General features: G+C 71.4%; 11 protein-coding genes, 1 tRNA gene and 1 pseudogene. 2 read left to right on the top strand and 11 right to left on the bottom strand.

The window, feature by feature from the left end; genetic code table 11:
• Positions 1-29 precede the first annotated feature (29 nt).
• From K1J57_RS01885 to K1J57_RS01855, 7 genes are all read right to left on the bottom strand, one after another.
• Entirely contained in the window at positions 30-2,126 is a 2,097-nt protein-coding gene (locus tag K1J57_RS01885) for a DUF262 and DUF1524 domain-containing protein (protein ID WP_220562762.1), read from the bottom strand.
• 272 nt (positions 2,127-2,398) lie between these two features.
• The gene (locus K1J57_RS01880; RefSeq protein WP_220562761.1) at positions 2,399-2,824 is read right to left on the bottom strand and encodes an SRPBCC family protein; all 426 of its coding nucleotides are present in this window, start codon (positions 2,822-2,824) and stop codon (positions 2,399-2,401) included.
• Positions 2,825-2,949: 125 nt separating this feature from the next.
• Entirely contained in the window at positions 2,950-3,573 is a 624-nt protein-coding gene (locus tag K1J57_RS01875; RefSeq protein ID WP_220562760.1) for a dihydrofolate reductase family protein, read from the bottom strand.
• A complete protein-coding gene (locus tag K1J57_RS01870; RefSeq protein WP_220562759.1) occupies positions 3,570-4,055 on the bottom strand; it encodes an SRPBCC domain-containing protein in 486 nt (161 codons plus the stop codon). Before K1J57_RS01870 ends, K1J57_RS01875 begins: the two co-directional genes overlap by 4 nt.
• Positions 4,010-4,384: a helix-turn-helix transcriptional regulator gene (locus K1J57_RS01865; RefSeq protein WP_220562758.1), complete on the bottom strand. Its 375-nt coding sequence runs from the start codon at positions 4,382-4,384 to the stop codon at positions 4,010-4,012. The genes K1J57_RS01870 and K1J57_RS01865 overlap by 46 nt, the downstream gene beginning before the upstream one ends.
• Before the next feature lie 706 nt (positions 4,385-5,090).
• Positions 5,091-6,317 carry a zeta toxin family protein gene (locus K1J57_RS01860; protein ID WP_220562757.1) on the bottom strand — a complete coding sequence of 409 codons (1,227 nt, stop codon included), beginning with the start codon at positions 6,315-6,317 and terminating at the stop codon, positions 5,091-5,093.
• A 14-nt stretch (positions 6,318-6,331) separates the two neighbouring features.
• Positions 6,332-6,631: a hypothetical protein gene (locus K1J57_RS01855; protein WP_220562756.1), complete on the bottom strand. Its 300-nt coding sequence runs from the start codon at positions 6,629-6,631 to the stop codon at positions 6,332-6,334.
• A gap of 694 nt (positions 6,632-7,325) precedes the next feature.
• Here K1J57_RS01855 and K1J57_RS34120 point away from each other — a divergent pair.
• Both K1J57_RS34120 and K1J57_RS01845 read left to right on the top strand, forming a co-directional pair.
• A pseudogene (locus tag K1J57_RS34120) lies at positions 7,326-8,177 on the top strand (BTAD domain-containing putative transcriptional regulator); the annotation flags it as partial.
• Positions 8,178-8,334: 157 nt separating this feature from the next.
• On the top strand, positions 8,335-9,699 hold the full coding sequence (locus tag K1J57_RS01845; protein WP_220562755.1) for a hypothetical protein: 1,365 nt from the start codon (positions 8,335-8,337) through the stop codon (positions 9,697-9,699).
• Here the strand turns inward: K1J57_RS01845 and K1J57_RS01840 are convergent.
• The 4 genes from K1J57_RS01840 to K1J57_RS01825 all read right to left on the bottom strand — a co-directional run bounded on the left by K1J57_RS01840 (position 9,678) and on the right by K1J57_RS01825 (position 13,078).
• Positions 9,678-9,753, bottom strand: a tRNA-His gene (locus tag K1J57_RS01840). The two genes, K1J57_RS01845 and K1J57_RS01840, sit on opposite strands and share 22 nt — an antisense overlap.
• A 67-nt stretch (positions 9,754-9,820) precedes the next feature.
• Positions 9,821-10,459, bottom strand: coding sequence for an oligoribonuclease (gene orn, locus K1J57_RS01835; RefSeq protein ID WP_220562754.1), 639 nt, complete (start codon positions 10,457-10,459; stop codon positions 9,821-9,823).
• A gap of 85 nt (positions 10,460-10,544) precedes the next feature.
• Positions 10,545-12,368, bottom strand: coding sequence for a hypothetical protein (locus tag K1J57_RS33270; protein ID WP_255647286.1), 1,824 nt, complete (start codon positions 12,366-12,368; stop codon positions 10,545-10,547).
• 98 nt (positions 12,369-12,466) lie between these two features.
• Positions 12,467-13,078, bottom strand: coding sequence for a hypothetical protein (locus tag K1J57_RS01825; RefSeq protein ID WP_220562753.1), 612 nt, complete (start codon positions 13,076-13,078; stop codon positions 12,467-12,469).
• Positions 13,079-13,103 lie beyond the last annotated feature (25 nt).

Raw genomic sequence — 13,103 nt, 5'->3', positions numbered from 1 at the left:
CCGGAGGCCGTGTGCGCGCCCTCTGCGCGTCACTCGCCGACCTGGAATTCGTAGGCCTGCCGCACCAGGCCCATGACGTGGCCGAGGTCCGTTGCGGAATCCAGGGCGACCTGGACGTTGCCGTTGCCCGCCGTCCCCTTGCCGGTCACGTCCCAGGCCAGGCCGCGTTCGTCGTGGAGCACCTCGAAGGGCATGTTCAGAGTGAGCTTCAGGCGCTCGCTCTGTACCACCACGTCGACGAAGTTGGTCTCGGCCTTGTAAGCGATGTAGCGCTTCAGGAACGTTTCCGTGACGGCCTCGTCCAGGGCGAGCACCCGGCCGCGGAACTCCTCGAACAGGGCCAGCAGGGACTGGTTCGTGAGATTCGGATGGTCGGCGATGGAGTACCCCGACTCCGTGTTCGAGAGGTCGGTGTCCGGGAAGCCCTCGGGACGGGCCGGGCGGGGCCAGATCTCCAACGCCTGGTCGGCCAACCGCTCCGCGCGCTCCACGATGGCCTGCTCGTTCCAGGTCTCGAGAGAGCCGAGCCCCCTGTTCAGCCGGAGCGGGCTCTCCCTGAAACCGCCTTCCATGTCCCGTTTCCGAGCGAACGGGCGATCGCTGTACTCGGAGTTGTAGCCGGTCAGCGTCAGGTTGCCGAGGGTGTGCAGGTAGTGCTCCTGCACCTGGGCCCAGTCCGGCCCCAGGTCTGCGCGCCACTGCTCCGAAAGGTTCTCGTTCTGCGGCAGGATGTGCTCGATCGTGTAGTCCTCGATCGACACGTGCTCCTTCCTGCCGAAGTTCTCCAGCCGGCGCAGCAGGTACGACCGGCGCTTGAAGTTGTACATGTCGGCCTTGGTCAGATCGACCCTGAACTGCTGGTCCGAGGGGAAGGCGCGGTAGCTTTTCAAGCCCAGCAGGTGCGCCTGGACGCTCTCGACGTACCGCTCCTTGTCGATCGTCTTGGTGAAGGTGCTGAACGTCCTGTTGAGCGAGTTCGTCGGGATCCGGCAGACGGCGCGGCGGAAGATGTAGGACGTGACCATGTCGACGATCGACACCAGGTCGTCGTTCCGGAGGACGCCGAGTTCGTAGTCGGTGTAGAGCTCCAGCAGCAGCGGATAGACGACGTCCGCCTTGATCTCCCGCAGGTCCCGGAACGCCGCGGCGAGCCGCTTGTCGGCCTCCTGGCCCAGGGCGACGGCGCAGTACCGCCGCGCATACTCGTAGAGCTCGCGGACCAGGGCCCCGATCTCCGCGCCGCCGGAGGTGAAGGCCCGCGCGTACTTCTTGTAGGCCCCGTAGACGTCGTCGAAACGCGGGATCTCACCGGTCACGACCGTGAGGTAGTGCCGTACGAAGTCGTCGAACTGCTTCTCATAGGCGGCCTGCCCGAAATCCGTCTCCATCGGCCGCCAGTAGGTGGTGTACAGCTTCTCCTGGAGGGCCGGATCCAGGCCCATCAGTACGAAGTTGCGGATGAGGTCGGCCTGCGACAACTGCAGCCCCGTCGAGTTCATGGACTCGAAGATCAGCTGCGGATTGTCGGAGGTGCGGTCCAGGCGGATGTCGACGACGACCAGTTTCGCCAGGCCGCGGCACACGGCGCCGAGGTCGGTGCCCGGCTTTTCGAGGTGGTCCAGGAAGCGCCGGTGGTTGTTGCTCACGCTCTCCGAGGGGTTCGATGGTAGAGGGGTGCCCCCGATGATCGCCTTGAGCGTTTCCCGATCCTTCTCGGAGAGCAGGAGCTTGAAGTAGTCCTCCCCCTCCTCGTCGCTGTTCACCAGGTACCGGTTGCGCAGCTTCTTGGGGGCGAAATCCGGGAGCGGAGCGGGCGTACCCTCCGGGAGGCCCTCCAGGACGCGGGCCAGGGCCGCGATCAGCAGCATCACCGTGGTCATCCGCTGCTGGCCGTCGATGACGAGATGGGGCTCCTGCGTCGTCAGGTTCGACAACCCCTTCTCCACGTACACGATCGAGCCGGTGAAGTGCGACGTCAGGTGGTCGTCGCCGCCCGCCCGCTCGATATCGGCCATCAGCTGATCGCATTCCGCCGCGGTCCAGGAGTACGCACGCTGGTAGATCGGGATGACGAACTGGTGGCCTTGCTGGATCAGCTTCAGCAGGGGGGTCTCGGAAGCCTTCACAGTGCTGGGGGACCTTTCTCATCAGGGGCTCTGGGCGGGTCCCGGTCGGGCGGGCGGGCCGGGACCGGTGGTCGGCCGAGGGGCGCAGGGGCGGATTCCGGTACCGCCATGACCGGTCGGACCGGGAACACCCTGCCGACGGTGCTGAGGAATGTGCCGGATACGCGTGTACGCCGACATTAGTGCGCGCAGGGGGCGACCGGTGTGGAAGTGCTTTCTCCGGCTGGGGAGGAGGGGAGGGCCGCCGCGGCGTGCCGGTGCGGCGGCGGTGTCTAGGGGGTGTTCTCGGCGGCGCGTTTGAGGTCTTCGGCCTGCTGGGCCAGGTGGTTCCGGGTGGACTTGCGGAAGAACACGCCGACGATCGACACCATCAGCCCGCGCATCTCCAGGTCCAGGGTCAGGCGGGAGCGGTCCCCGTCGAGGGCGTCGACGCGGTGGCGGGCGACGGTCGTGACGCCGCCGGCCCGCTGCGTCAGCTCGAAGGAGACGGGGGCGTTCCAGGAGGTGACGTCCCACAGGCCCTCGGGCAGCCGGTGCTCCCGGAGGCGCACGGTGCCGCCCCTGGCCAGCGGCGGTGGCGACACGACCTCGGCCACCTCCACCAGCCGCACGACGCGCGGCCACGCCTCGATGTCGCTCAGCACGTCCCAGACGCGCTGCCGGGGCGCCTGGATCTCGACGGACTTCTCGAACCGCATGTCGGAGCCTCCTCGGCCTGGGGCACTCGTCCTCCGGACCCGGTGTACACCGACCCTACGCCGGTCCGGGTGACGGCACCGGGATCTCCGGCCCGAGGCGGGGCGGGTCCCGGGCCCGCCCTCGGCTACCGGGTGAGCGGCTCCACGCCCGGGTAGTCGGCGAGCGGCGCGCGACCGGCGACCTCGTATTCGAGGATCACGAGTCCCGAGGGTGTGGTCCGCTGTCCGATCAGCCGGAGGCCGAGGTCCGCGTCCCCGGTGATGAGTCGCCGCCCCTGGCCGATGACCACCGGGGCGACGGCGAGGCGGAGTGTGTCGACGAGTCCGGCGTCGAGGAGGGAGGCCGCCAGGCGGGCGCTGCCGTGCACCTGTACCTCGCGGCCGGGGCCGGCTTTCAGCGCGCCGACCGTCTCGGTGATGTCGCCGCGCAGGACGGTGGTCGGATTCCACCCCGCCTCGCCGAGGGTGTCGCTGACGACGTACTTGGGCAGGGCGTTCATCCGCCCGGTGAACGGGTCGGGTTCGGCGATCTCGGGCCAGTCGCGGGCGAACGCCTCGTAGGTGCGGCGGCCGAGCAGCAGCCCGTCGGCGAGGTCGAGCCAGTCCGAGGCCTGTCGGACGAAGGCCTCGTCCAGGTAGGGAACGAACCAGCCGCCGCGGACGAACCCGCCGCTGGGGTCCTCATCGGCCGACCCCGGCCCCTGGGAAACGCCGTCGAGGGTGACGAACTGGGTGATGGCGATCCTCATTCCGCCGCCTCCTTCTCCGTGAGTACCGCGAGTCCGTCCGTGACCGACCCCCAGCCGTCGAAGAAGCCGAGTTCCTCGTGGCGGTCGCGGTCGGCCGGGTCGCCGTGCCGCACGACCACTCTGTAGTCGGTGCCCTCGGGATGGTCGGTGAACGTGATCTCGGCGGTCATCGCCACGGGCGCGGGCGCGGCGGGACGCCAGGCGCCGGTGACCGCGTTGGTGAAGACGAGCCGCTCCCGCGGTTCGACGACCAGGAAGACCGAGTCCGTGTGCGGCAGGAAGTCCCGGCCGTCATCGCTCATGCTGGTCACGAACGCGCCGCCGGGACGGACGTCGAGGCGGTCGACGCGGGCGACGGCGGGCGCGGGCACCCACCACCGCTCCAGCCGTGCCGGTTCGGTCCAGGCTCGCCAGAGGTCGGCGCGCGGGGCGCGGATCAGCCGGTCGAGTTCGAGGTCGAGCCGGGCGTCGATCGGGGGCATCGGTCCTCCTGGTGGTCGGTGACGAACTGTTCGAGGCGGTCGGTGCGCCGCTCCCACAGGGCTCGCTGTTCGGTGAGCCAGTCCTCCACGAGTGACAGGCGGTCGCGGTCGAGTGTGCACGTGCGCACCCTGCCGGACTTGTGCGTGCGGATCAGCCCGCTGCTCTCCAGCATGCGTACGTGCTTCGTGAACGACGGCAGCGACATCGGGAACGGCTCCGCCAGTTCCCCCACGCTGGCAGGACCCCGGCCCAGGCGCCGGATCACGGCACGCCTGGTCGGATCGGAGAGTGCCGCGAAGACCTCGTCCAGAGCACCATACTTAGCCATAAGGCTAAGTATTGCAAGGAGGAGGACCCGGCTCAAGGGGAGACCTTTCGTGGGGACCGGCCCTCGGTTCCGTCCCGGAGGCCGACCCGGGGAGGATGGTGGGCGGTGCCCCGGCGCCTTCCCGGCGGGGAGGCGCGTGCACCCGCCGGTGCACCCCCGGACACGCGAAAGCCCCTGACCGGCGCGAAAGCGCAACGGTCAGAGGCTTTCGCTCGTGGGGGTGAGTGGCGGGACTTGAACGAGGATCGGGGAGTGGCCTGACTTGCGCTGATCCGAGAGCCCGCAGGCAGTGGCGGTTTCGCTCATCCCGTTGTGCCGCGTTGCCCCGCCTTCCCCGGGTGCCGTCCACCTTCGGGGTGCACGGCTGTGACCTGTTCAGCGCATCCCAGGAAATTTCGCTACGTGGGCATGGCTGAACGCTGTTCCATCACCGCGACGGCCCTTTCGATGCCGAGTACGACCGCGTACTCAAGGTCATCGGCGCCAACGCCGTCCTCAACGGAACCGAAGTGGAGGCGCGCGGAGGCGATCCCGCCCTGTTCCACCGGACGGAGCAGGGCTGGTCATAGCCCTGGCCAGGCAGGAGTCCGCGTTCGCCGGGTCCCTTCTGTGGTCGCAGAGATGTCCGCTGGTAGTGCTGTTCCCATTCCACGCCCAGTGGAGTGAGGACAAAAGTGAGGACGAAACCGTCCGTGACCGGCCCTGGTCAGCGCTCGGTCCCCGATCCCGGGCGGCCGCTTCCCGGACGTTCCCAGGGCCGGTACCCGGGCCGACCGCTTCCGGGAGTCGATCCGGTACCCGCTCCTGCTCCCCGGTCCGGTGTCGACCTCGCCCCGGGACCCGGCGCCCCCCGCGAGGACACCTGGATCAGCGCGGCGGCCGAACCCGGCGCGGCGGTCGTCCGACCCGCCTCCGGCCGCGCGGTCTCGACGGCGGGCGAGGACGCCATCGTGGACCGCGAGCGTGCGTCCCGGTCCCATTCCCGCCGCATCGCCTCGGCCAACCCGGTTCCCAGGATTTCGGGACCAGGTACGCCCGCACTGGCTTCGCGGTGTCGGGCATGCCGCTCGCCCGCTTCCAAGGCCGCCGTCATCACCTTGGCGTGGACCGGTTCGGGCCGGTGGCCGGGGAGCGCGTTGGAGACCCGGCGCTCAGGATCGCCCAGGTAGGAGATCCTGGCGTTGACGTGGGCCGTCTCCGCCTCCGTCGGCTGCCTGTTCCGCTCGGTGTCGATCGTCTCCCGTGCCCCGAGCGGTTCGCGCATGCGTCCGTCGGGACCGCGGTGGTTCTCGTACAGCAGGTCGCCGTTGCGGTTGACCACGTACATGGAGTCCACGAGCCCCTGGGACTCCAGATAGTGGGCGACGTCGGGGATGTCCCGGTAGAAGGGGTCGTGGTACTTCGTGGGATCGATCCATCGTCCGGTCCCGGCCTTGTCCCGCCCCTTCTGGTAACGGTCGGCGATACCGAGCAGGCTGTTGGACTCGTGTGTGGCCAAATAGACCACGCTGACGTGGTAGCCCTGGTCGGAGAACCCCTTGACCCAGGACTCGGCCCATTCCCGCTTTCCCAGGGGGTGACTGGCGATGACGTCGTATTTCGGGTCGCCGCCTCGGATCCGGTCCATGCACTTCTGGTGGAGGTCGTCCGGCAGGCCCTTGTTGACGAGGTCGTTGCCCTCCAGTCCGTGTTCGCGCATGACCTGCTCGTACCGCGGATGCACCTCGGCGTTGTCGTCACCGTCATAGAGAACGGTGCGATCATCGCCCATCTCGGCGTACACGGCCTCCTGGGTGGTCGTCTTCCCAGCACCGGGCTGGCCTCCGAGAATAACGGCCCTCGGCCGTTCTCCCCCGCCGCGTTCCGGACCCAGAGGCGGTGTCAGCTCTCTCAGGCGCTGTTCGACGGCCTCCTTCCGCTCGGCCTCGGACATTTCCCATGGATCGCTCACAGTCCGTGCTCCCGCTTGAGCCGGGCGACCTCCTGCGGAAGCTCACGGAGAATACGGTCACCCTCTTCCCTGGACATGGAGAACCTACGCTTTTTCCGGTCGGTCCAGTAGTCGATCAGGCGTTTGTACTCTTCCCGCTCGGGCGAGCCCTCGGGAGCCTTCGAGTGGAGGTTGATGTAGATCCTCACCATTGACCCTAGGTGTAGCTTGATGTCCTCGCGGCGTTCGATCTCCGTGTACCGCTCGTGTGCTGCCTCGACCTCGGCCCGCTGCTCAGAGGTCCACTCGTCGCTCACGTGTTCTCCTCTTCTCCTCGCCTCAACCCCTGGTGGGGGACGACTTGAGCTTTGTTTACCATTGCGTCTGGGAATCCATCCAATTCCTGGAGGCCGAAACCCTCTACAAATGTAGGGCCGTCATGCGAAATCCCAGGTTGGTGGCGGCATGAGTACGTGTGACCGCATCAGGCCACGAACGAGAGGGCCGGACCTCCGACGCACGTCCAGGTGGCCGTGCAGCGGTCGGGGCGGGCCCGGGAACGGCGAAGGCCCCGACCCGGGGGTCGGGGCCTTCGGCCTGTGGGGTGAGTGACGGGATATGAACTGGGCTCGGGGGTGCACTGACCAGCGCGGATCCGAGAACCCGCAGGCGGCGATGGTGTCGCTCACCCGGTTGTCCCGACCGAGGGAGCGAACCCTTCGAGCAGGTCGGGCGGCCATGTGCGGGCGAGTGGTGTGAGAACGGTCGTCCTCGGAGCGAATTTCTGGCCAGGGCATCGTCGCCCCCGGGGATTCGGGGTCGAACGAAGGGACACCGCTCGGTGGACGCCATCCCGACAGGCTGTCACGGTGGACCGCCGACGATGCCGCCGCATGTCATACGGTGGGTGGCGGAGGGTCGAGACAAGGGAGAGGATGGAGGAGTGACACGCGATGCGGTCCGTCGGCGCCGGCGGACCGCCTGGCAGGCGAGACAGCGAGTCCGGAGCGAATGACCATGGAGAGGGCCGGACTGCGGGTGCGACTGCTGGGAGGTGTGGACCTCCGGATCGGTGACGACCCGCTCCCACCACTGGGCTCCGCACGCGCGGAGTCCCTACTCGCCCGCCTGCTGCTGCACCGTCATGCCCCGCTGTCCCGTCGGCAGCTCGCGTTCCTCTTGTGGCCGGAGTCGGAGGAGGCCCAGGCACGCACCAACCTGCGCAAGGTATTGCTGATCCTGCGCCGCGAACTCCCCGGGGCCGACCGTTTGATCGACGTGGGTCCCCGGACGCTGCGGTGGCGTGAGGACACGCCGCTCTGGCTGGACACGGAGGAGTTCGAGCGGGCCGTGGCCGACGGGCGGCTCGAAGAAGCAGTGGACCTCTACGGCGGGGACCTGCTGGAGGGCAGCTATGACGAGTGGCCGACCCGGAAACGAACGCGGTTGGCCTCCCTGTACCTGGAGGCGCTGGAGCAGCTCGCTCACCGGTACGAGCGGCGGCAGCGGTGGCCGGAGGCGATCCGGTGCGCAGAGAGGCTGGTCGAACGGGACCGGCTCCGGGAAGAGAGCCACCGCCTTCTGGTCCGGCTGTGCCGGGAGAGCGGGGACCTGGCTCGTGCACTGCGTCACTACCACGAATGCGCGGCCGTCCTGAGACGGGAGTTGGGAATCGACCCCTCACCGCGAACGCAGGCGGAATGGGCGGCGCTCATCCAGGTGGCACCAACGACCGGGAATGAACCGGACCCCGCGCTCGGCGGCCGGGTACCGGCGGCAGAGACCGTGCCGTTCACCGGGCGCAGGGCCGAGCTCGCCGGTCTCCTCTCCGCATGGCGGGAGTCTGCCGGCGGGCGGTCCCAGCTCGTGCTGGTCAGCGGAGAGGCGGGAGTCGGCAAGACCCGGCTGGTGGACGAGCTGCGCGGCGGCCCCGGTGGCGGCGGAGGCCCGTGCTCACCCTGGAGTGGGGCCGCTCGCCTACGGGGTGGTCACGGCATGGCTGCGGGCACCACCGATCGCCGTGCGACTGCATCGGCTCGACCGGTTCCACCTCACGGAGCTGGCGCGCCTGCTGCCCGAACTCGCCGAACGGGCCGATCCCCCGGGCCCGCTTTCGGAGGGGGAGCTGCGGCGGCGCCTGTTCGGGGCGGTCGGCCGGGCCCTGACCGCGATCGGCGCCCCGGTGCTGCTGATCATCGACGACGCGCAATGGTCCGACGCCCAGTCACTGGGCGTGGTGCACCATCTGCTGCGTACCGCCCCATCGGCGCGGCTGCTGGTGGCCGCGACAGCGCGGCGCGAGGAGCTCACCGACGGCCACCCGCTCCTCGGTCTGATCACGGACCTGCGGGCACTGGGCCGCTTCAACGAGATCGGCCTCGAACGGCTCGGACAGGAGGAGACGGCGCTCCTGGCCGAACACGTCGCGGGCCGCAGACTCGAACCCGATGAGCTGGACCGCCTGTACGGCTCCAGTGAAGGCAGCCCCCTGTTCGTCATCGAGGCGCTGAAGCCGGACGCTCCGGCCTCAGCGCGGAGGGTCCAGGCGGTGATCACCGGTCGCCTGGCGCGGCTGTCGCCGCCCGCCGCCCGGCTCGCCGGGGCCGCCGCCGCGATCGGGCGCGCCTTCACGGCCGATGTGCTGGCCGCCGCTACGGACCTCAGCGAGCCGGAGTTCGTATCGGCCCTGGACGAACTCTGGAGGCGGGGCATCATTCGGGCGCGCGGCGTCAACTCCTACGACTTCAGCCACGGCCGGATCCGCGACGCGGCCTACGCCGCGCTCGGCCCGCCCCGCCGCCGACAGGCGCATCTCGCGGTCGCGTACGCCCTGGAACAGCGCGACGAGCAGGCCGCTGCCGCGGTTCTCGCCTCGCACCATGAGAAGGCCGGCGCCACGGAGGCGGCGGTCCGGTGGTATACGCGGGCGGCCGAGGACGCCCAGTGGCTGCACGCGCACGCCGACGCCGTGCATGCGCTGGAGCGCGCACTGGACCTCACCGGGCGGCTCACGGCCGGGCCGGAGACCAGCGCACTCCAGTTGCGGCTGCTCACCGCACTCCCAGCGCCGCTGGTGGCCTGCGAGGGGTACGGCTCCGAGCGGATGGACCGGATCCACAGGCGTGCCCTGCGGATAGCCGGGCGGCTCGGCCGGGAGCCGGAGCCACCGCTGGTCTGGTCACTGGCGATGACCGCACTCGTCCGCGGGGACTGGGCACGGGCCGAGCACCTCGCCCAGCGGCTGGGGTCGGCGATGCGGGCGGGCCGCCTCCGTCGGATGCGGGGGGACCCGTGCGGCGGCCCGGGAGTGGGTGGCCCGGGAACGGCGAAGGCCCCGACCCGGGGGTCGGGGCCTTCGGCCTCTGGGGTGAGTGACGGGACTTGAACCCGCGACTTCTTGGACCACAACCAAGTGCTCTGCCAGCTGAGCTACACCCACCACGTGCGCCGGGCCTCGCGGCCCTGCGTACGTATGAGATCTTAGCGGATTCCCGGGAGTGCTTCGATCAGTTTTCCGGAGCGTCCTCGCGCGGCTCCACGCGGCCGGTGCCGCCGGCGACCACGTCGGCGGCGATGGCGCGGGCCGTGGCGGAGTTCGGGCCCGGCTCGGGGACGAACGCGGCGGCGCGATAGTAACGCAGCTCACGGATGCTCTCGGTGATGTCGGCGAGGGCGCGGTGGCCGCCGTTCTTGTCCGGGCTCGCGTAGTAGACGCGCGGGTACCAGCGGCGCAGCAGCTCCTTGATGGAGGAGACGTCGACCATCCGGTAGTGGAGGTGCTCGTCGATCCGCTTCATGTCGCGGGCGAGGAAGGTGCGGTCCGTGGCGATGGAGTTGCCGCACAGCGGGGCCTTGCCCGGCTCGGGGACGTAGCGGCGGATGTGCTCCAGGACGGCGTCCTCGGCCTCCTGGAGGGTCACGCCCTTGTCGAGCTCGGCGAGCAGCCCGGAGGTGGTGTGCATGTCGCGTACGAAGTCGCCCATGGCGTCCAGTGCGGCCTGCGGGGGTTTGATCACGACGTCGATGCCCTCGTCGAGGATGTTGAGCTCCCCGTCGGTGATCAGACAGGCCACCTCGATCAGCGCGTCGTTCTCGAAGTCGAGGCCCGTCATCTCGCAGTCGATCCACACCAAACTGTCGTTCATACGGCCAGCTTAGGGCTTCGGGGGCGGGGGCCCGGACACGCCGCGGGGCGGCCTCCGGCGGAGGCCGCCCCGCGGCGGGACGCGGTCAGTCCCAGATGAAGGGGTCGGAGACGCCCGGGGGCTCACCGACGCCGATGAGGTACAGCCAGTCCCAGATGCCCCAGAACTGGACGACGACCAGGCCCAGGACCACCAGCAGGATCAGCAGGAAGGTGAAGCAGCCGCATCCGCAGCCGCCCTTCTTCTTCTTGGGCGGCTGGGGCTGGGGCGGCGGGGCCGGGTAGGGCTGGTGGCCGGGGGCGCCCGGGTGCGGGCCCCAGGGGGGCTGGGGGCCGCCGTGGGGCGCGGGCGGGCCGCCCGGGACCCCGGCGCGCGGACCCGCGGGCGGGTAGCCGGGGGGCGGGCCGGGCCGGTTCATCGGGGGCGGGCCCTGCGGCGGGCGCCCCGGAGGGCGGTTCATCTGCTGGGGCGGCGGGAACGGCGGCGGGTAGCCGCCGCCCGGCGGCGGCTGCGGCGGGCGGTGGTACGCCTGCTGGGGTCCCGACTGGCGCGGGTAGCCCGGCTGGGGGCCCGAGGGCGGGTAGCCCGGGCGGCCGCCGGTCGGCGGGTACCCCGGCTGGGGGCCCGAAGGCGGTGCGGCGTGCGGCGGGGGAGCCTGGCGGGAGGCGTCCGGGCGGCCCGGGGTCCACGGGGTGCCCTCGGCCGGAGCCGGCGGGGAGGCCGGGGGAGCGGGGTGCCCGGGGGGTCCCGGAACGGGAGCCCCGGGGGCCGGGGTGCCCGGGAGCGGGGCGCCCGGGGTCCCCGCGGCGGGGGCGGCCGGCGCGGCCCCCGGGGGGCGGTTGCGCTCCTCCTCCGCGCGGCGCTCGGCCTCTTCCTCGGCGCGCTTGCGGTTCTCCTCCGCGCGCTTGGCGGCCTCCTCGGCCTGCCGCTTCGCCTCTTCCTCGCGGCGCTTGGCGGCCTCCTCCTCGGCCACGCGGCGCTGCTCGCGGCGCTCCTCGGAGAGGTCGCTCCAGCCCTCCTTGAGGCTGCCCAGCAGCTTGTTGAAGCGGCCGCCCTTCCTGTCGCCCTCGTCCTCGTCGCCCTCGGGGGCGCCGCCGGAGAACATCGGGTCGTTGGGGTCGAACACGGCGGTGCCGCCGGGCTCGCCGCCGCCACCGGGGGTGAACACCCTGGTGCCGGAGGTCCCGCCAGCATCGGACGGGTCGAAGACGCGGGTGCCCGGGGCGTCGCCGATCTCCCCGGGGTCGAAGACGCGGGTCCCGCCCGGGGAGCCGGTGCCGGGGGCCGCGCCGGAACCGGTGAGGTCGGCGGTGGGCAGGTCGTCGCTCAGGTCGGCGGTGGGGGGCTCCTCACCGCGGCCGGGCAGGTCGCCGGGGGACACGCGGATGGTGGCGCCGTCGTTGACGCCCCCCTGGGGGCGGGGGGAGGCGGTGCCGGGGGTGACGCGCATGGTCGCGCCGTCGCTGAGGTCCGCGGTGGGCTCCTCGTCGGCGGTGGAGGGCCGGCCGGGGTTGATGCGGACGGTGCCGGGCTCGTCGTCCACGGGGGCGCTCGGCGGGGGGCCGACGGGGGTGGAGGGGCCCAGGCGCACGGTGCCGGGCTCGTCGTCGGCCGGGGGGTGCGCCGCGTCCCGGCCCCAGGAGGGGTCGATGCGCATGGTGCCGAGATCGTCGTCGACGGCCCCGGGGGAGGGGCCCAGACGCACGGTTCCGGGCTCGTCCTCGGACGGGGGGCCGCCGGGCCCGCCGAGGTAGGCGGTGGCGGCCTCTTCGTCGTCGTCGGCCCCGCCACCTTGGAGTTCATCCAGGGAGCGGGTGTGCCGCGTCCACTCTTCGCCGTTCCACCATCTGAGCGTTCGCGCGTCGCCCTGCGGGTCCGCGTACCAACCCGGCTCGATAGATCCACCCATGGGGGTCAGACTAAGGGGTTTCGGAACTCTGCTCGACCAGTGGATCCCGTTTCCCGGGTCCGCCGGGGCGTCCCGCCGCAGGCCATCGCCCCGGGTGCTCAGTCGGTGACCGGGTGTTCCTGCTCCGGTCGCGGGGAGGGGACCCGGCCGTCCCCGGCGAGGAGCCGGGCGGTGTCCAGGCGGCCCGGCCCCGGGTCGGTCGAGCCCGGTACCTGGTCGTGGCCGAAGTGGCCGCCCCGGGCCCAGACCCGTTCCCGCTCCGGTGGCGGGGCGGTCCCGGTGCCGGGCGTCCCCGCGGGCCAGGTCCGCGGAACACCCCAGGAGCCGAGCCAGGACAGCAGCGCGTCCCGGCCGCGCATCGGGCCGCGGGTGAAGGGCGCGGACCGGTGGGCGACCACGGCGACGACCAGGCACACCCGCCCCTCGTCGCCGTGGTCCACGCGCAGCCCGTGGTGGCGGGTGGAGCCGGGGGAGGGGGAGGCCCGCCGGGTGGCGGGCAGGATCTGGACGGTGTCGCCCGTCAGCGGGTTCCACACCAGGTGCACGGTCCGCCCCGCGGACACCAGCCGCCCGGCCTCCTCCCGTGCCGACCGCACGGCCGGATCCGTCCCGGTCACGGTCCACACGGCGCGCGGGGCGCCGGTCCCGGGCGGGGAGTGCGCCCGGCCGCCGTCGATCCGCTCGGCCTCGGGCATCCACGCCTCGGACATCGCACTCCCCCCAAGGGGTCCGTCG

This window comes from Nocardiopsis sp. MT53, from assembly GCF_019598965.1.
Lineage (GTDB): Bacteria > Actinomycetota > Actinomycetes > Streptosporangiales > Streptosporangiaceae > Nocardiopsis > Nocardiopsis changdeensis.
The sequence above is the reverse complement of the archived record's forward strand: the minus strand, read 5'-3'. Positions and strand labels throughout refer to the sequence as shown.

What these genes read in the sequence shown, in the direction of transcription:
- K1J57_RS01880 (WP_220562761.1), bottom strand. Translation starts at nt 2,824, where the DNA reads ATGCGGTTCGAGAAGTCCGTCGAGATCCAGGCGCCCCGGCAGCGCGTC.
- K1J57_RS01875 (WP_220562760.1), bottom strand. Translation starts at nt 3,573, where the DNA reads ATGAGGATCGCCATCACCCAGTTCGTCACCCTCGACGGCGTTTCCCAG.
- K1J57_RS01870 (WP_220562759.1), bottom strand. Translation starts at nt 4,055, where the DNA reads ATGCCCCCGATCGACGCCCGGCTCGACCTCGAACTCGACCGGCTGATC.
- K1J57_RS01865 (WP_220562758.1), bottom strand. Translation starts at nt 4,384, where the DNA reads ATGGCTAAGTATGGTGCTCTGGACGAGGTCTTCGCGGCACTCTCCGAT.
- K1J57_RS01860 (WP_220562757.1), bottom strand. Translation starts at nt 6,317, where the DNA reads ATGTCCGAGGCCGAGCGGAAGGAGGCCGTCGAACAGCGCCTGAGAGAG.
- orn (WP_220562754.1), bottom strand. Translation starts at nt 10,459, where the DNA reads ATGAACGACAGTTTGGTGTGGATCGACTGCGAGATGACGGGCCTCGAC.
- K1J57_RS33270 (WP_255647286.1), bottom strand. Translation starts at nt 12,368, where the DNA reads ATGGGTGGATCTATCGAGCCGGGTTGGTACGCGGACCCGCAGGGCGAC.
- K1J57_RS01825 (WP_220562753.1), bottom strand. Translation starts at nt 13,078, where the DNA reads ATGTCCGAGGCGTGGATGCCCGAGGCCGAGCGGATCGACGGCGGCCGG.